This is a genomic window from Lysinibacillus sphaericus (genome assembly GCF_005217585.1).
GTDB lineage: Bacteria > Bacillota > Bacilli > Bacillales_A > Planococcaceae > Lysinibacillus > Lysinibacillus sphaericus.
The window spans coordinates 59733-76406 of sequence record NZ_SZPT01000006.1 but is presented as its reverse complement, the minus strand read 5'-3'; the positions used below and the strand labels follow the sequence as shown (position 1 = coordinate 76406).

At 36.6% G+C, this 16674-nt stretch carries 18 protein-coding genes; 4 read left to right on the top strand and 14 right to left on the bottom strand.

All coding sequences use genetic code 11. From position 1 onward, the window contains the following. Position 1: 1 nt before the first annotated feature. The 5 genes from FC748_RS18850 to FC748_RS18830 form a co-directional block, all read right to left on the bottom strand. On the bottom strand, positions 2 to 1150 hold the full coding sequence (locus FC748_RS18850; protein WP_108031122.1) for a DEAD/DEAH box helicase: 1149 nt from the start codon (positions 1148 to 1150) through the stop codon (positions 2 to 4). Between the two features lie 148 nt (positions 1151 to 1298). After that, positions 1299 to 2000 (bottom strand): cysteate racemase, encoded by a 702-nt coding sequence (gene cuyB, locus FC748_RS18845; RefSeq protein WP_025220626.1) that lies wholly within the window; start codon positions 1998 to 2000, stop codon positions 1299 to 1301. Continuing rightward, positions 1997 to 3226, bottom strand: coding sequence for a carboxylate--amine ligase (locus tag FC748_RS18840; RefSeq protein WP_024364513.1), 1230 nt, complete (start codon positions 3224 to 3226; stop codon positions 1997 to 1999). The genes cuyB and FC748_RS18840 overlap by 4 nt, the downstream gene beginning before the upstream one ends. A gap of 87 nt (positions 3227 to 3313) precedes the next feature. Then, a complete protein-coding gene (locus FC748_RS18835; RefSeq protein ID WP_036205547.1) occupies positions 3314 to 4300 on the bottom strand; it encodes a C39 family peptidase in 987 nt (328 codons plus the stop codon). 155 nt (positions 4301 to 4455) lie between these two features. Next, complete coding sequence (locus tag FC748_RS18830) at positions 4456 to 5952, bottom strand: class I adenylate-forming enzyme family protein (RefSeq protein ID WP_081769928.1); 1497 nt, start codon at positions 5950 to 5952, stop codon at positions 4456 to 4458. A gap of 539 nt (positions 5953 to 6491) precedes the next feature. Between FC748_RS18830 and FC748_RS18825 the strand changes: the two genes are divergently transcribed. Continuing rightward, positions 6492 to 7046: a hypothetical protein gene (locus FC748_RS18825; RefSeq protein ID WP_025220629.1), complete on the top strand. Its 555-nt coding sequence runs from the start codon at positions 6492 to 6494 to the stop codon at positions 7044 to 7046. 55 nt (positions 7047 to 7101) lie between these two features. Here FC748_RS18825 and FC748_RS18820 read toward each other — a convergent pair whose 3' ends face one another. From FC748_RS18820 to FC748_RS18800, 5 genes are all read right to left on the bottom strand, one after another. Beyond that, on the bottom strand, positions 7102 to 7674 hold the full coding sequence (locus tag FC748_RS18820; RefSeq protein WP_024364510.1) for a DUF305 domain-containing protein: 573 nt from the start codon (positions 7672 to 7674) through the stop codon (positions 7102 to 7104). Between the two features lie 139 nt (positions 7675 to 7813). Next, on the bottom strand, positions 7814 to 7957 hold the full coding sequence (locus FC748_RS18815; protein ID WP_238600225.1) for a cysteine-rich CWC family protein: 144 nt from the start codon (positions 7955 to 7957) through the stop codon (positions 7814 to 7816). Between the two features lie 85 nt (positions 7958 to 8042). Further along, complete coding sequence (locus tag FC748_RS18810; RefSeq protein WP_108031123.1) at positions 8043 to 8243, bottom strand: gamma-type small acid-soluble spore protein; 201 nt, start codon at positions 8241 to 8243, stop codon at positions 8043 to 8045. A gap of 15 nt (positions 8244 to 8258) precedes the next feature. Continuing rightward, positions 8259 to 8468: a YczO family protein gene (locus FC748_RS18805; protein WP_024364507.1), complete on the bottom strand. Its 210-nt coding sequence runs from the start codon at positions 8466 to 8468 to the stop codon at positions 8259 to 8261. A gap of 53 nt (positions 8469 to 8521) precedes the next feature. Next, entirely contained in the window at positions 8522 to 8746 is a 225-nt protein-coding gene (locus FC748_RS18800; protein WP_108031124.1) for a hypothetical protein, read from the bottom strand. Between the two features lie 165 nt (positions 8747 to 8911). Here FC748_RS18800 and FC748_RS18795 point away from each other — a divergent pair, with 165 nt between their 5' ends. Then, on the top strand, positions 8912 to 10585 hold the full coding sequence (locus FC748_RS18795; RefSeq protein ID WP_025220634.1) for a ribonuclease J: 1674 nt from the start codon (positions 8912 to 8914) through the stop codon (positions 10583 to 10585). 72 nt (positions 10586 to 10657) lie between these two features. On the opposite strand, the gene FC748_RS18790 is transcribed toward FC748_RS18795, so the two are convergent. Further along, a complete protein-coding gene (locus tag FC748_RS18790) occupies positions 10658 to 11308 on the bottom strand; it encodes a restriction endonuclease subunit S (protein ID WP_167492702.1) in 651 nt (216 codons plus the stop codon). Between the two features lie 212 nt (positions 11309 to 11520). Here FC748_RS18790 and FC748_RS18785 point away from each other — a divergent pair, with 212 nt between their 5' ends. Next, on the top strand, positions 11521 to 11910 hold the full coding sequence (locus FC748_RS18785; protein ID WP_024364503.1) for a type II toxin-antitoxin system RelB family anti-toxin: 390 nt from the start codon (positions 11521 to 11523) through the stop codon (positions 11908 to 11910). Between the two features lie 445 nt (positions 11911 to 12355). Here FC748_RS18785 and FC748_RS18780 read toward each other — a convergent pair whose 3' ends face one another. Continuing rightward, positions 12356 to 13240, bottom strand: a complete 885-nt coding sequence (locus tag FC748_RS18780; RefSeq protein WP_024364502.1) for a radical SAM/SPASM domain-containing protein — start codon at positions 13238 to 13240, stop codon at positions 12356 to 12358. A gap of 252 nt (positions 13241 to 13492) precedes the next feature. Between FC748_RS18780 and FC748_RS18775 the strand changes: the two genes are divergently transcribed. Then, the gene (locus FC748_RS18775) at positions 13493 to 13939 is read left to right on the top strand and encodes a hypothetical protein (RefSeq protein ID WP_108031126.1); all 447 of its coding nucleotides are present in this window, start codon (positions 13493 to 13495) and stop codon (positions 13937 to 13939) included. A gap of 76 nt (positions 13940 to 14015) precedes the next feature. Here the strand turns inward: FC748_RS18775 and FC748_RS18770 are convergent, their stop codons facing one another. Next, positions 14016 to 15416, bottom strand: a complete 1401-nt coding sequence (locus tag FC748_RS18770) for a SpoVR family protein (RefSeq protein WP_107896915.1) — start codon at positions 15414 to 15416, stop codon at positions 14016 to 14018. Between the two features lie 47 nt (positions 15417 to 15463). Continuing rightward, positions 15464 to 16633 (bottom strand): sporulation protein YhbH, encoded by a 1170-nt coding sequence (yhbH, locus tag FC748_RS18765; RefSeq protein WP_108031127.1) that lies wholly within the window; start codon positions 16631 to 16633, stop codon positions 15464 to 15466. Positions 16634 to 16674 lie beyond the last annotated feature (41 nt).

The following is a 16674-nucleotide window of genomic DNA, read 5'->3' as shown; positions in this document are numbered from 1 at the left end:
ATTATTTCCCTCGCTTTTGTCCAATTGTTTTTGAATTACCTTCTACTAGCTTGCCATCGTGCCATATTTTTTGCACAGGTTTGCCAGGAACTTCACGCGTCCACTTTTTATATGTTTTTTCATCGTTGTATGATAACAACGTAAGGACTTCACCATCTGCTCCCGCTCGACCAGTACGGCCTGAACGATGCAAATACTGTTCAATTGTACGTGGTACATCGACATGAATAACATGTGTTAAACCGGCAATATCTAAACCACGTGCAGCTATATCAGTGGCGATTAAAATACGCGCTTCACCTTTACGAAATGCATCTAATGCTTTTTTACGCTCTTCTTTTTTCATGTCAGAATGTAAAGTAACAATTGGCGCTGAACGATATTGTAACTTCGTTTCTTTCATTAATAATTGATCGATATTATTGACGAAAGCAAGCGCACGTAACCCTTCTGTATGCGCCATTCTACGTAATAAGTCTGTTTTATCACGTTCTTCTACTTTCACAAATGAATGGACAACTTTGCCAACCTTCACCATATCTTCAGGTTTAATTTTGAAACGTAAAGGTTCAAACATCATGCGGCTAGCGACTAATTCAATTTCCTCCGTAATTGTCGCAGAAACCACAACTACTTGGCGCCCGTAAGCAGCACCTTCGATAAAAGATTTTACGACAACGCGATACTCGCGGCTCAATAGCTGATCGCATTCATCTAAAATAACTGTTTCAATTTCTTTTAACTTTAATTTCCCTGAACGCACTAATTCGTTTAGGCGACCGGGTGTACCAACTACGATTGTCGGTTTCTTCTTTAACTTCTCGATTTGTCTTGCAGAGTTTGCTCCACCAATTAGTTGTTGTACTGTAATATCAGTACCTACAATCCATTCACGGATAACCTCGACAATTTGCATTGCTAATTCTTGAGACGGCGCAACAATCAGTCCTTGTGTTTGCTTTTTCGCCCCATTTACTTTATTTAGTAATGGCAACACATAGGCCAATGTCTTACCTGAGCCTGTCGGTGATTCTGCTACAATATCTTTGCCTTCAAGCATTGCTGGAATCATTTCTTCTTGAATTTTCATCGCTTCTTCAAAGTTCCATTTTGCTTGCAATTCTTCTTTTAATAAATTAATTACTGACATGTTAATTCCCACCTTATTATCCTGCTTGACACTAGTTTAACACACTAACTGTGCACAAGCATTTTCCTGCTAAATAGATTGTTCGCGTTATTTTTATGTAACACCTGTATGGAAAAGGCTCACCCTTTTTCAACAGGTGAGCCACATGTTAATCCACTAATTCATAACCACATGCTACAATAGCACATTCCGCTAAAACGATTAATGAATCTATATATTTATCACATAATTTTAAATCTCGATTGACGATAGATAACTCTGTACATCCTAGTACGATACGATCACAATTTAAAGCCAACATTGCCTCTTCGATAGGCAGCCAATCTTCTTTTGTTACATCTTTGCCAGCTTTCACATAATCGTAAATGATTGACATCACTTTTTCTTTCATAGGATTATCTGGTATAACTGGTGTAATACCATATTCCTCTAAAGCGCTTTGATACATACCTGAAGTTAACGTACCGGTTGTCGCTAAAATACCAACGCGCTTTGCCCCTAAATCATGCGCACGTTTCGCCGTTTCACGAATCATATGCAACACAGGAACTGGAGAGCCTTGCGCTAATTCATCATAAAAGGTATGCGCCGTATTACACGGAATCGCAATTAAATTCGCTCCGACAGAAGCTAGTTTTTTTGCGTCCTCAACTAATACTGGAACAGGGTTTTCCTTTGTATTATCCAAAATAAAGGCCGTGCGATCTGGAATATTTGTATCATTGTCAATAATAGTATGGACATGCTCCTGATCTTTTGTTGCCTTTGTACGTCTTACAATCATTTCGCCAATAAACATTGTTGCAAGTGGACCAACGCCACCAATTATACCTAGAGTTTGTTTTTTCATGAGTTAGACAGACCTTTGTTGTTAAAATATTTCTTATATTTGCGATAAAAGCTTAAGTTTTCAAGCGTTACATTTAACCAACGTTTCGCATTCATATCTTTATAATTAAAAATAGAATCCGTTGCTAAACCTTGGCGAATTAAACTCTTTGCTTCCATCACAAGCTTTTCATTTAATACGTATTTAAATAATATACCATTTGGCACAATCGTCCAGAGGTGCTTGTTCTGCACATATGTAAGCTGTTGTTTACTCCCTCGAATAAAATCATCCGCTACATACTGCATTAAATTATAGCCGCTTGCTGTCACATAATAATTCGATAGTTCATTATGTAATTCTATACTTAACAATTTGTACAACCCATCTCGTTCATCAAATTTCATATCGAATGTAGCAAAGCCTTGAAATTTTAGCGCCTCTAGAAATGTTTTCACACACTCCATTAGTTCTTTGTCGTAAGTGGTCATAATGGCGACATAACGCCCAATACCATCCGGTGAATGCTCTTCTAAAATGGGGTTCCCTACAGATAGTAGCTTGACTTTGTGATCTTGTCCAACATAAGCATTCACAACACGCATATTAGCATCTTCGCCTGGAATATATTGCTGAACCATTAAGTCATCGCGATATGCTGACTCCTTATAGATTGCTTGGAAAATAGCATCTTTTTCTTCTTCATTTTGTGCAATATATACCTTTTTCTTACCAGGGAAAATACAACTTGCGTATTTCGTCATATTCATTGGCTTAATGACAACTGGATAGTCAAGTGTCTTCAATTCCTCGTAATCATTTACCGTACATACATGCATATCAGGATAATGGAAACCATACTGTTCGCACAACTGATACATGCTTTCTCGTGTTAATAATTGATTGGCAAGCGGTGCATCGACATAGGGAATTACATAATCATCACATAGCTCCTCTTTATGCTGCACGATTTTCTTTACGTAAAACTCATCACAGGCTAAAAGCAATAACTTCTTTTCGGAAAATTCTTCTGCAATGGCTTGTAAAGCAACAACAAAGCGCTCTTCAATATGTAATCTTGGTACTTCACGAAAAGTTAATAAATCACTTTGGTGAATTTTTTCCATATTCGTATGATTTAATGCAAGTGGTTTAACGCCATAGGACTCGTAAAATGCTCGTGCCATGCCGTAAGCATTCATTTCATCGCCTAATAAAACTGGTAAAAAAGTGTGCTCAATGGCCATGCTACTCAACTCACTTTAGCTTTTTATTTATTAGTGTAACATACTTTTGTGCAATCCAAGCTGCGCTCTATAGCACTCCTCAAAACATTATTTATGAACCGCTACCGCTTGCATATTTAGCTCCTGATAGCTCTTAAAAAATTCATCTACATTGTATGAAACATTGCCCTGCAATGGATCCATTACGACAACTTGTTTATTTGAATAACCGGTTAATACGACAGCATGTAAATTTATGTACGCATCACGTTTCAACGTTTCTCCTTCATAAACCCATCCTTTATTGCCAGTTGTTTTAGGTGTCGATAAATCAAGCGTTACCCATACAACAACCGGTACCCCCTCCTCAACAAGCTCTAAAATATCACTTTGTGATGCACCACTCATATTCGTTACCCGCAAGTTGGATTGCTTATCTGCAATCGCCGCTTCTGCCGCTTTCACAATTGGTGCAGCAAAGACATACATACCATTGGCCTTATCACGCGGATTTCCTGCGTAGGCAACAGCTGGATTCGGCCCATATCGCTGACCACCTGCTGTATAAATATTCTGTTTAGGCAAATAGGTATCAGCCATTTCAAGCTTGGTCACATCCATACCATAATAATTTAAAACAGCTGTTAGTGAGGTAATTTCACAACCTTGGGGAAGTTCTGGCTTTTGCATAATGACTGGAACTGCTAGCTCCTGTTCTGCTCTAGATGAATGTGCTGGCAATCGGTAATAGGGCTTGGTCACGTCATACGTGAATTTTTCGATTGTCGTATAGCCATCATTGTCACCTACGTTATTGAGCGTTGTTGCAGTAATCGTATATTCCCTACCTTCTACAAGGTTTGTAAAAGTAGCTTCTCCCTCATCAGAGCCCATCGCTTCTTCGATTTTCTTACCAGACTCCACATCTGTCAGTTTTATATATAAATTAGGAATCGGTGCACCACTATTAAATTCTACCGTCAAAACTGTTAATTCATTTTTAGGTCGACTCTGCTTTGTAAATTGATTACAACCAGAAAGTAGCATGATAATCATAATCCCTACGATTAAAAGACGTTTATAATCCCTCCACAAGACAAATTCCGCTCCTATCTTTCGAAGAATTAGTCAATCTTCTATACTATTTTTACTATTTGTCGTAGTCTCATTATACGCTAATTTAGTAGGTGTTCATATTTTATCCTGCTACTTTTCAATGATTAGACAAAACTAGTGCACTTACTGCTACTTTAAGTAGTTGCTATTTTAGGTCGTAGTGTGTGTTTTAACACCTTTCCAGATGCATTGCGCGGTAGCTGCGCTAAAAATTCAATGTCAAAAGGTACTTTATATTTGGCAAGCTGTGTTTGACAATAGGCTAAAATCGTAGCCTCCTCTAACACCTTTCCTTCCTTTAATACAACAAAGGCTTTTGGTACTTCCCCGTATACTTCATGTGGTAATCCGACAACTGCTGCTTCTAAAATTTCTGGCAGTTGATATAAAACTTCTTCAATTTCAATTGGATAAATATTTTCCCCACCACGAATAATCATATCTTTTTTGCGATCCACTATATATAAGTAACCTTCTTCATCGAACCTTCCTAAATCACCTGAATAGAGCCAGCCATCTCGAATTGTTCGAGCCGTTTCTTCCTCATTGCGTAAATACCCTTTCATCACCTGTGGCCCTCTCACGCAAATTTCACCAACCTCGCCTGCTGGTACAGTTTCTCCCAAACTATCAACTACACGAACTTCTGTCTGTGCTAACGGTTTGCCGACTGAACCGATTTTCGTCAATGCATCAGCGTCTAACAGTGATGTAGCAGCTGGTGAATTTTCAGTTTGTCCATATAAATTTTGCACGTTTACATTTGGTAATGCCTCTTTCACTTGCTTGACAAGTTCATATGGCATCGGAGCCGCCCCATAACATAATAGACGTAAATCGTTAAAGCTATGATTCTTAAATGCAGGTGTATTTAATAGGATTGTATACATGGAAGGGACACCAAAGAATATTGTCGCCTGCGTTTTAGCAAGTTGCTCTAATGTATTTATAGGTGAAAAGCTTTCCTCTATCATTACGGTTCCACCTTTATAAAACATCGGCATCGCAAATACATGCAGTCCCGCACAATGAAACAATGGCGTACAAATAAACATCCTATCTTGAGCTGTCATAGTCATCGATGCTGACCAAATAGCCGCCGTCGATGCTATATTTTGATGCGTTAGCATGACACCTTTCGGCTTGCCTGTCGTACCGGACGTATACATAACAACTGCCGTATCATTCGCATGTAATGGGGTAATCGTTCTTTGTCCCTGACAGTTTTCGATAACCTCTTTCATTTCCTTTAAACCGATTATATGTTGAAATGAATAGCTAACATCTGCTAATACTTCGGCTATGCGCTCATCATAAATAAGCCCTTTTGCTTCAGAGTGTTTGACAATAAAGTCTACTTCCCGTGCTGCTAACTTCGTATTAATAGGCATTACAACAAAACCGGCTAACTGAATACCCATGTAAGCAATTAAAAATAAATCAGAATTAAGTGTATATAATGCAATGACATCGTCTTTTTCAAAGCCCTGTTGTTGCAAATACGCAGCAAATCTTTCTGTATGCTTATAAAACTCACTATACGTTACTTTTTGTTGTGCATAAATTGTCGCAATAGCATCTGGTTGCTGTGTAGCATAATGTTGTAAAATATCCGTCATAAACATCGTCATCATAAACCCCCTCATTATTTTTCGTTACTAATCTTGTCCATTCCCTCACAAGTAATAAAAGAAAATTACACTAACAAAATTCAGAAAATTACACTAACAAAATTCAGAAAATTTAGATTACACAAACTATTTTAACAAGCTGGTGACGTTGAAGCAATTTTCTACACATTCAAAATATGTAAGAGATGTCACAGAATATTCTTCGACGTATGATTTTTTCGTTTGTTTAGAACTAGATAGAAACAACAAGTGCTTTCATTGCTTTGCGAAAAACGTCTACTGAAATTAAATCAAAAAGGAATCTATTTGCCGCTTATTAGTAAATGTAATATATCAACAAATGTTAATTTCAAGATATTAACATTTATCAATATTGCAAATATTTTTTCTGTTTTATAGTAGGAAGTGAGCAGGATAACTTAAAATCAAAAAAATTGGGAAATCGTCATGTAAAAACTTGATGTTATAACCTAGCTTAAGTTATTAGTAAAGTCATAGTTCATTCAAAAAATAAAACATACTTTTAGGAGGATTTTTTTATGTCAGTTGCAGTAAATAATTTTAGTAGTATTCTAAATCAAATGAGAGACAATTATAAAGGAGATACACTAAAAGATTTTTCTTTAGCAGAGTTTATTGGACTTCAATCTATTTCATTATCAGATGCATCTGCAGAAATAATCGAAGCAACAAAAAACCATGAGCAAAATTTGAATAATTTTCATCTACAACAAGAAGCAGATTTGTTAACAAATGTTCAATCATTAGAAAATGATAAAGATCAATCATCGTTTATGCGTAAAATGAATGAAAACCGAGCAAAAGCGAAAGAAAATGCAAATGCAATGATTGATAAATATTATGACAAAATAGAAGATATAGGAAATAAAAACCCTAATCAACAAACAGTAATTCTTTTAGTTGCACAAAAAGTTGGGGAATTTATGAATGAGATTATGAATAAAATTATGGAAGTTTTCACTAGTGTAATAGCAACTGTAACTAAAGCTATTAGTAAAGCTATTGATTATATCGCTTCTTCTTTCAAGTCGATTGCCAATACTGCGAAGAATTTCTTTTCTAGTTTATTTTAGAAATTTATAATATTTTAAAACGCTAAAATTGCAAACAATTTTAGCGTTTTAATATTTAGCAATCTTGTAGCCCATCAAGTAATTTTTGCATTTCATCAATTTGACAACATAGTGTTTGAATCATGCATTGAAGTATTGGTATTAACTCTTGGCATATGCAAAATCTTAAAACATTTTGGGCAAGTCGTACACCTGCTTGATGGTGAACAATCATATCTTGTAGATAATTTACATTGATGCTATTAGAAGTTGGTGGTGAGCATAATGCTTGGAACATTGTTTCAGCAATATCTTTAAATGTACACATATATTCATATAATTCATATTCTGAATTTTGGACGATACAGCATCTGTTTTGTATTGCTTCTAAACTATCTACTATTTCAGTATGCGTTTTGATCACTTCTAATGCGAAATTTTGAACGGGGATATTCGTTGTATATTGCAAAACATTTTCGGACATTTTAATAGCGGCTACTTGATATGGAATAATTTGTTTAATGAAGTTTTCGGATATGCTACATGTTATCGTGACATACGTCATCCCTTGCATCATCTTGTTGATTATTCTTTTGTTTTCCTCTAAATATGCCTGTGTTACATTACTAAGTGGAATTGGTTTGGTCATTAGACACACTCCTTTCAGAGTAATGTATGCCAAATAGGTTGTTGTGTGATAGACATTTGTACCACCAAAATCGGTAATAATGCCAAGGATTATCTATATCTCTTTATATGTATGTAAACAATTTTGACAAATGCACTTTTTAGTTTTTAGGTTCCTCAGAGATTGCCTTTATGATACCTTCTGGGAATTTTTCCGTCATACACCAGCATGTCTTTTGACCTTCTACTACTCCACAATGATTTTCTTTCCCACATATTGGGCAGCGCTGTTCTTCATATTGCACTTCAACACACTCCTTTCCATTCCATTGTACTGTACAAGAAAAGGAGTGCGACATACATTTTTTGTTCGCACTCCCTTTATTATCATTACTTACGCATAGATTGATTTATTTCCGCCTTTACTTCTTCACTGTTTGTATCACTATATATGGCAGTACCAAACCCACCGTTTTTAGCTAATCTCTCTTTTACTTCGTTATAAGATAAACCCGCTTGAGCATTTTTACGTTTTACATCACTACTATTTGTACCGGACACCGTAAGCTGTTCTTCATTTATATTATGCAAGTAAACCCATCCTTCCTATAATTCATCAGGCTGCATTTCAATCAGTTCGTCTCCCTCTCTTTTCACTCTTTTATTGAGTTCTTCAATTGGGATAATATCAACCGTTTGCATATCTTCATGCAAGTCAAAAATGCTAATTGTATCCGAATCAACCATATCTGGCTTGTCCTTACTTGATAAATTCATAAATATTCTCTTCTCATGTGGCACATTTTCTTTGTCCATGTTTGCTCACTCCTTTTCCATTAATGTGTGTAAACATGCAAAGATTATGCGTTTTATATTTTGACTGTTTTATCTACACGATAATATTCGGAAATTTGAACGACCCGAACATCCCTTGTATGCAATTCATGATAAATCCCTCTGCTATCCGTAAAGGTAATATATTGATCGCGCTCACTTTCAACCATTTGTTGCGCTTTTTCCTGTGACTCTATATGGATAAATCGTCTTACATAATGCAGCTCATCAAAGAAATAGGTTATTTTAAATTCTTTCATTATAAACAACTCCTTCATTCATGCACTTATCATATCCAATCTCGAATGCGTCATCCTCTGTCTGTCAGCTTTTACTGACGAGTTTGAATACCTACAAAAGTATAAGATTGGAGACTTAAGCAATACTAAAAATTATCGTAATACGTTTATATGGAGGTAATCACATTGACTGTAACAAAAAATGCATTATCTATTTTTGCTCTTGGTGGCATCAACGAAATCGGTAAAAACATGTATGTTATACAATACGCTGACGATTTGTTAATTGTCGATTGCGGTGCGAAGTTTCCGGATGAAAGCCTACTTGGTATTGATCTAATCATTCCAGATATCACTTATTTACAGGAGCATAAAGAAAAAATAAAAGGGTTGATTGTTACTCATGGACACGAAGATCATATAGGTGGCATTCCATACCTCTTAAAAAAAATAAATGTTCCTATTTATGGTACTCGCTTTACATTAGGCTTAATCGAACTAAAACTAAAAGAACATAAACTTTTAAGAGAGACGGAATTAATTGAGATTGGCTCTGATTCAGCTTTACATTTCGGTCAGATTGACGTTAGTTTTTTCAGAACAAATCATAGTATACCTGACTGTCTAGGAATCGTTTTTCAAACTCCCGAAGGAAATGTTGTACACACGGGTGATTTCAAGTTTGATTTAACACCTGTAAATAATCAATTTGCAGATATTCATAAGATGGCTGAGGTTGGTACACAAGGTGTATTAGTATTAATTTCTGAAAGTACCAATGCTGAAAGACCCGGCTTAACACCATCAGAAAAACTGGTAGGTCATCATATTGAAGAAGCCTTTCTACATGCTGAACGCAAAGTTATTATTTCTACCTTTGCCTCCAATGTGAATCGTATTCAACAAATTGTAGATGCCACAATCGTAACGAATCGTAAACTAGCACTATTAGGTCGCAGCATGGTAAATGTTGTAGATGTCGCTTTAGAGCGTGGATATTTAACAATCCCGGAAGATTTGTTAATAGATGCCCGTGAAGTGAAGTACCTCCCACCAGAAGACGTCGTTGTTTTATGTACAGGTAGTCAAGGGGAACCATTAGCAGCTCTTGCCCGTTTAGCTAGTGGCAACCATCGAGAAGTAAAGATTTTACCAGAGGATACTGTTATTTTAGCCGCCTCTCCCATACCAGGAAATGAAAAAGGTGTTTCTCGAATTGTCGATAATTTATTTCAGCTTGGGGCTAAAGTGATTTATGGTTCATCCAGTAACACTGGCATGCATGTTTCTGGACATGGTTATCAAGAAGATTTAAAACTAATGCTGACATTAATGAAACCGAAGTTTTTTATTCCGATTCATGGTGAATTTCGCATGTTACACCAACACCGTTTGCTAGCAGAATCTGTTGGTGTCAAAAGAGGGCATACCTTTATTATCAAAAACGGAGACGTTGTCGATATTGAAAATGCTAAAGCGAGGCAAACGCGAAAAATTCCATCTGGCGATACGTATGTAGATGGCATTGGTATTGGAGAAGTTGAAGGAATTGTATTACGTGACCGTAAACAACTATCAGAGGATGGGATGCTCGTTATCGTATTAACGCTTAGTAAAGCAGATGGGTCGATTATTTTAGAACCTGATACCATTTCACGGGGATTTGTTTATGCGAAAGAATCAGAGGATCTTCTCCTCAAAGTAAATGTCCTCGTAAAAGCAACCATTAGTGAATTACAAGAGGAAAGCAAGCAGCAACTGTTTGTTTTAAAACGAGAAATTAAAAAGGCTGTCGGCCAATATCTTTTTTCACAAACGAAACGTAAACCAATGATTTTGCCTATTATTATTGAAATTTAACTATTTAAAAGTCGGTGTAAGCTTCACTTCTTTTGCGATTACACCGACTTTGTATTTTATTTTATTTGCCAATCAGGATTTATTGTTTAACTGAAATAGCTCTCCAGTAAAAATTTTATGCAGTGTGAAATTATAATACATTTGAAGTTGGTCAAAGCCGTAATTTAACTGTCTAGTATGTTGTTCTGTTTGCTGCGCAATATTACGAATATGCAGTGGTAACTCCTCTACAGCAGTTAGTAAGGATTTTTTATTTTTCAACAGTTGTTGACTTGTTTTTAATAGTTTGACAATGCTCGTTTGCATGTCAAGTGAAGGTATATCTATTAGAATATGATGCAACTGTCTCCAGTCTATATTTGGTTGATACCAACTAAAAAAATAGTATAAATAATCGCTTAAAATAATGGACTCATTTGGAATAATCGCGACAACGTCATGTGCTATATACGCAACACTTTCACATTGAAATATATGCTTGTTAGCACCATCTAGGCTATTTTTTTCAAATACAATTGTTTTTGCGGGAACCTTCGCCCATTTCCATTGATTTATCGCACTATCCAATTGAGAGAATCGACGAATATCTTCGCCAAGAGACAACCATTTTAAATTTTCTGCGGTAATAAGTGGTTGATCTACTTTTGAGAAATTTGGAATATGAGGTGTTGTTAAACTAGCAACAATAAGAGCTATTTCATCTAGTCTATAACGCTTCAACACATTTAGATCCTCCATTCTTCACAATATGCCATCCTCACATAAATAATTGTTAACGCCTGATTTTAGTGAGTCAAATGGTAGATATTTTCTCACTTAGCATTCATATAGTGATTATTGTACCATTTTAATGTAATATTATCTACATTGTATAACTTTAATGGTATATGCATTTTCATTGTTTTTCACTAGCTTTTTACATAGAGGTGAATGATATGTCAGACTTTTTAAAGCTAGTAGGTGAACAACTCCGTATCATTAGAGTTTCCAAAGGGCTTAGTCAAGAAGAAGTTGCAGAGAGAACGGGGAAGTTAGGTTTTAGTAAAGGTCGCATTTCAAATATTGAGCATGGGCAATCTAATATTACGTTAAGTACATTGGAAATGCTTATGAAGGCGTTAGATATTGCACCTGAAGAACTCTTTAATTTCCAACGATTATCGGGTGTTACTGATATTGAAGAGAAAAATCTTATGCTCGACATTCATCGCTCATTATTAAGAGAGCGCAATTTAGACGAAGTAAAATATGTAGTACGCATCACCAGAGATTTTCTAAATACCATCGATGCGCAAACAAAGAAAAACAGCTCTAATGTTGAATAACATTAGAGCTGTTTGACTGTAAACGCGGGTTGCCAAGATTTAAAGTGTTGATTGATTTCCGCTACGGGTTGCTCGCTTTTTTGCGGGCGTGGCTTAAGCCTCCTCCTCCGCTTCGCTACGTGCGGGGTCTTAAGTCTCACGCTTATCCCGCAGGAGTCGAGCAACCCTTCACTACAATCGCAAAGTTTGCATCTGGGTGCCAGTCACTCACACAATTTTACTAAGTAAAAATCCACGTAGACTCCTGCGGGAACGCACAGAACGTAAGACGCTGGCATTCCGCGCGTTAGCGAGGGTTGCGGCTTACGTCGTGCCCGCGGAAAGGAGTGGAAGGCGCGACACTCCAGCATGAACAGCACGAGCAGCAAAAATTAGCTCAAGTCGTGCCCGCGGAAAACTACCGTCAGTAGGGGACAGCAACGGTCACAGTACTCTAATCCCTCCCCTATTCTCCTTCCATCCCAAACTTCTGTCGATAGCCACATTTTCTACATAGCTCTTCGACCGCTTCTCGTCTTGAAAAGCCTTCTACTATATTATTGGCACGCTCACCTTCTACAATTTCACTAAAGGATTGCTCATGAACATTGCCTAAGTTAATAACACCTTCTCCATCAAGACAGCAAGGTACAACAGTGCCATCTACCAGAATAGCTGCTTGGCTGCGTAACGCATGGCAAAAGCCTTTTCCTTCATCCTCTGGAGCAAGTAGACTTGGCCATCTAAATTCATGGTCTTGATTTAAATAAATATTATTCGCAATTTTTACACCCTTACCAGGCTGTACTTTTTCTTCGATTCGAAAATCGAGATTATATTCATTTTCTATAATTTCAAGCGTCTCACGGTTTCTTCTTGCGGCCAAATCTGTAACATGATCCTGTTGTAAATTCCACAAACGATACGAAATAATCGTATTAAATTTACTTGCTTCACGCACAAATTCTAAAATATCCCCTAAATATTTTTCACGATTTTCAGAACCCTCATGCCCATCAAAGCTGTGTAATGAAAAATTGATTTGGCGTAATGCAGGCTTACCTAATAGCTTTTCGCGATTTTTTTTAATCAGCGTACCATTCGTTGTAATATTGACCTTAAAGCCCTTGTCATGAGCCGCATCCAAAAGCTGATGAATACGTGGATGTAAAAGTGGTTCACCCTTTACATGCAAGTAAATGTATTTCGTATGTGGGCGTATTTCATCCAATATTTTATTAAATTGTTCAACTTTAATAAGTCCCTTAGCACGCTCAGTTGGCGGGCAGAAACTACAAGCTAAATTACAAACACTTGTTATTTCTATATAAACCTTTTTAAATGTTTTCAACGTTTATTCACCGTTCCAGTTCCATAGATATTCATATAATCTTATTCATTTTAACAAATTTTCGTGATAGCGCGCAGAAATTCATGTTGGATACCCTAAATGTAATGTTGCTCTCATGACTTTTTACTACTTTCACACATGGCAACAAATAATTTTCTTCATATTCTCTGTCAATATAAGGCTACACGTACAAGTAAACTTTTAATAATTTAATACTTTAATAATAATACTTAAAAGAAAGGAGTGGAAACTATGACAGGTTTTTATAATTCTCCAAAACACTCGAATCACTCGGAGGAACCTGAAAGAGAAAGTTCTAATAAACAAGCGAAAAATAACATCACAATTAATATTACATTTAATATTGGCAATACCGAAAACCACTTTGAACAAAGGGCTGAAGGTGGCGGTCAAATTAATAAAGATGTTGGAACAAATGCTAACCAAGGTGGGCAAAACGCGCTAAATCACAGTCAAACAAGAAATCTTAATTCTCAATTTGCGGATGGTAATGGCAGAAGTGGAATTGCTGGAGATGATAACGATGAGGCGGGTGGACAACAAGGTATCAAGGTGCGGGATAGTTTAGTTATCGATAGTGATATCCATTCACACGCTAGTCAGTCTCAAGATATTGAAGAAGGACTACTAGATACAGTACCTGAAGAAGAACGATCTAACAGCGACCACAATGAATAAAATTTCAAATTCATTGCCTAAAAAAGTAAAACTTCTATCTGTAGGTTGTTTCATCCTACCTGATAGAAGCTTTGCTTTAAACAGAACGCTTATAATTTTTTGTACCATCATACGAATAAAGCATGGGCTTTCCATCAACATACGTCTCTAAATGCACCGGACGCCCCCACAATTGATAAATATACGGCAAGACATTTTCTAAATAATGTGGATCTAGTTCCATTCCTTCATAACCATGAACCAAATATAATTCACCATTTCGTAGGTAATCGCCATTTTTCACAACGATATATGGGAATCCTCCATTGACGCGCATCGATACAAGCTGGTCCCGCACCATTTCATGATCTTTATCTGTTATACGATATTCATTGCCCTTTTTTTGAAACAAATACAAATCCTCTTGCTTTGCTAAATCCTTTGTTAAATAGTTGCGAATAAAGGAAATATCCGATTCAATTTCTCGCACCTCAAACATCTTTTCACGCCCCGTGTTCGGTAGAACGCCTAATCTGCGCATCTCTTCACTTGGGTTATTATAGCGTTTTTCAATATCCTCAAATATTTTCAAACCTAAATAATAAGGATTAATCGATGTTTTTGATGGTTGCACAACACCTGCGTTTAATTTGGCATATTCAATTGTCTCCACTGTTGTTAAATTCAGTTCACGCATAATGCGTTGATGCCAATAAGAAGCCCATCCTTCGTTCATTATTTTGGTTTCTAATTGCGGCCAAAAATATAGCATTTCCTCACGCATCATCGTTAAAATATCTCGCTGCCAGTCCTCAAGCTCCCGACTATGCTCCTCTATAAACAGTAATAAATCTTTTTCCGGTTTTAATGGAAACTGTTTAATTTTTCTACGTACAGGTCTCTGCTCTTTTTCTTTCGTATCTAAATTCCAAAGATCATCGTACGGTGATTTGGAAGTAATCACGTCTTCTTCATCTTGTTCCTCATCTTCGGATGACAGCTTTGGCCTTAATAAGGAAGGGTCGATATGTTCTTGAATGGCTAAAATTGCATCTAAAAACTGTTCCACCTCTTCTTTTCCATATTCTCTTTCATAACTGGCAATACGTTCTGCTGTCGCTGTCATACTCTCAACCATATCGCGTCTTGTATTTGAAAATCGCACATTATTTTTAAAGAAGTCACAGTGTGCTAATACATGCGCAATAATTAGCTTATTTTGTGTAAGTGAATTCGTATCAAGTAAAAATGCATAGCACGGATTGGAGTTAATAACGAGCTCATAAATTTGACTTAATCCCAAATCATATTGCAGCTTCATCTTATGAAATTGCTTTCCAAAGCTCCAGTGGGAAAAACGAGTAGGCATACCATATGCGCCAAATGTATAAATAATATCTGCAGGACATATTTCATAACGCATCGGGAAAAAATCTAAACCAAATCCTGTTGCAATCTCTGTTATTTCATCAATCGCACGGTGAAGCTCCTTCTCCATTTTTCAGCCTCCTCCTTTCGGAAATGAATGGCTTAACACCTTCCAATTTAATTTTCATTTTGCAATTCAGTTTTTTGGAAAAAGCTTTTTAAGGCATCGTAGACATCGCCTTTTTTCTTTAAAATATGATACCTAAATTTTGGATCATCAATTTTTTTATACGTATACATTAGCGTCGAGAAACGATTATGCTGATTTACTTCTCCATAGCCAAACATACTCGATACTTCCATCAATTCACTCACTAGTTTTAAACATTTCTCATTGTCCATCGAAATGTTCTCGCCATCCGAAAAATGAACTGGGTAAATATTGTAACGGCTTGGGTTATATTTATCGCGTATTAACTCTAACGCTTTTATATACGCAGATGAACAAATCGTTCCGCCACTTTCTCCCTTTGTGAAAAATTCTTCTTCTGTCACCACTTTTGCCTCTGTATGATGTGCAATAAATTCAATTTCCACTGTCTCATATTTCGAACGTAAAAATCTCGTCATCCAAAAGAAAAAGCTTCTTGCACAATATTTTTCAAAAGTGCCCATGGAACCACTTGTATCCATCATTGCAAGTACGACTGCCTTCGATTCAGGCCTCTCCACTTCATCCCATGTTTTAAAGCGTAAATCATCGTTATGAATGGGCGTAATTTGAGCATTCCCTTCCATGGCATTGCGTTTGATCGCATTTAAAATGGTACGCTTCTTATCAACATTGCCCATAAGCCCTTTTTTCCTTATATCATTGAATTCGATTTTTTCGGTTTTAATATCTGCTTTTTCTTTTTGCTGTAAATTAGGGAGTTCTAGCTCTTTAAACAACACATTTTGAACTTCTTCCATGCTGACTTCTGCTTCATAATAATCTTGACCAGGCTTGTCACCAGCTTCTTTTCCATTGCCATTGCCTTGATTGCTCTTGCTACCGTCGCGTGCGACAACATCCCCCACGCTACTATCACCTTGTCCTTGACCGACATGCTTTGAATTATCATAGTTATATCGAATTTTATATTCATCGAGGGAGCGTATAGGTATTTTGATAACATCTCGGCCATTTGACATAACAATACTTTCCTCACTTACTAAATCGGGTAAATTGTTTTTTATCGCATCTTTAACCTTTTCCATATGACGTTGTTGGTCTTGGTGCCCTTTACGATGGAGGGACCAATTTTCCTGAGAGATGACAAATCGCTTATTTTCGTTTTCAGTCATTTTTATCCTCACCCATCTATCAAATTCGCTTTTTCTATCCT

Excerpts from the sequence above, each read along its gene's own strand:
- FC748_RS18850 (WP_108031122.1), bottom strand. The coding sequence starts at position 1,150 with ATGTCAGTAATTAATTTATTAAAAGAAGAATTGCAAGCAAAATGGAAC.
- cuyB (WP_025220626.1), bottom strand. The coding sequence starts at position 2,000 with ATGAAAAAACAAACTCTAGGTATAATTGGTGGCGTTGGTCCACTTGCA.
- FC748_RS18840 (WP_024364513.1), bottom strand. The coding sequence starts at position 3,226 with ATGGCCATTGAGCACACTTTTTTACCAGTTTTATTAGGCGATGAAATG.
- FC748_RS18830 (WP_081769928.1), bottom strand. The coding sequence starts at position 5,952 with ATGACGATGTTTATGACGGATATTTTACAACATTATGCTACACAGCAA.
- FC748_RS18825 (WP_025220629.1), top strand. The coding sequence starts at position 6,492 with ATGTCAGTTGCAGTAAATAATTTTAGTAGTATTCTAAATCAAATGAGA.
- FC748_RS18820 (WP_024364510.1), bottom strand. The coding sequence starts at position 7,674 with ATGACCAAACCAATTCCACTTAGTAATGTAACACAGGCATATTTAGAG.
- FC748_RS18805 (WP_024364507.1), bottom strand. The coding sequence starts at position 8,468 with ATGGACAAAGAAAATGTGCCACATGAGAAGAGAATATTTATGAATTTA.
- FC748_RS18800 (WP_108031124.1), bottom strand. The coding sequence starts at position 8,746 with ATGAAAGAATTTAAAATAACCTATTTCTTTGATGAGCTGCATTATGTA.
- FC748_RS18785 (WP_024364503.1), top strand. The coding sequence starts at position 11,521 with ATGTCAGACTTTTTAAAGCTAGTAGGTGAACAACTCCGTATCATTAGA.
- FC748_RS18775 (WP_108031126.1), top strand. The coding sequence starts at position 13,493 with ATGACAGGTTTTTATAATTCTCCAAAACACTCGAATCACTCGGAGGAA.
- FC748_RS18770 (WP_107896915.1), bottom strand. The coding sequence starts at position 15,416 with ATGGAGAAGGAGCTTCACCGTGCGATTGATGAAATAACAGAGATTGCA.
- yhbH (WP_108031127.1), bottom strand. The coding sequence starts at position 16,633 with ATGACTGAAAACGAAAATAAGCGATTTGTCATCTCTCAGGAAAATTGG.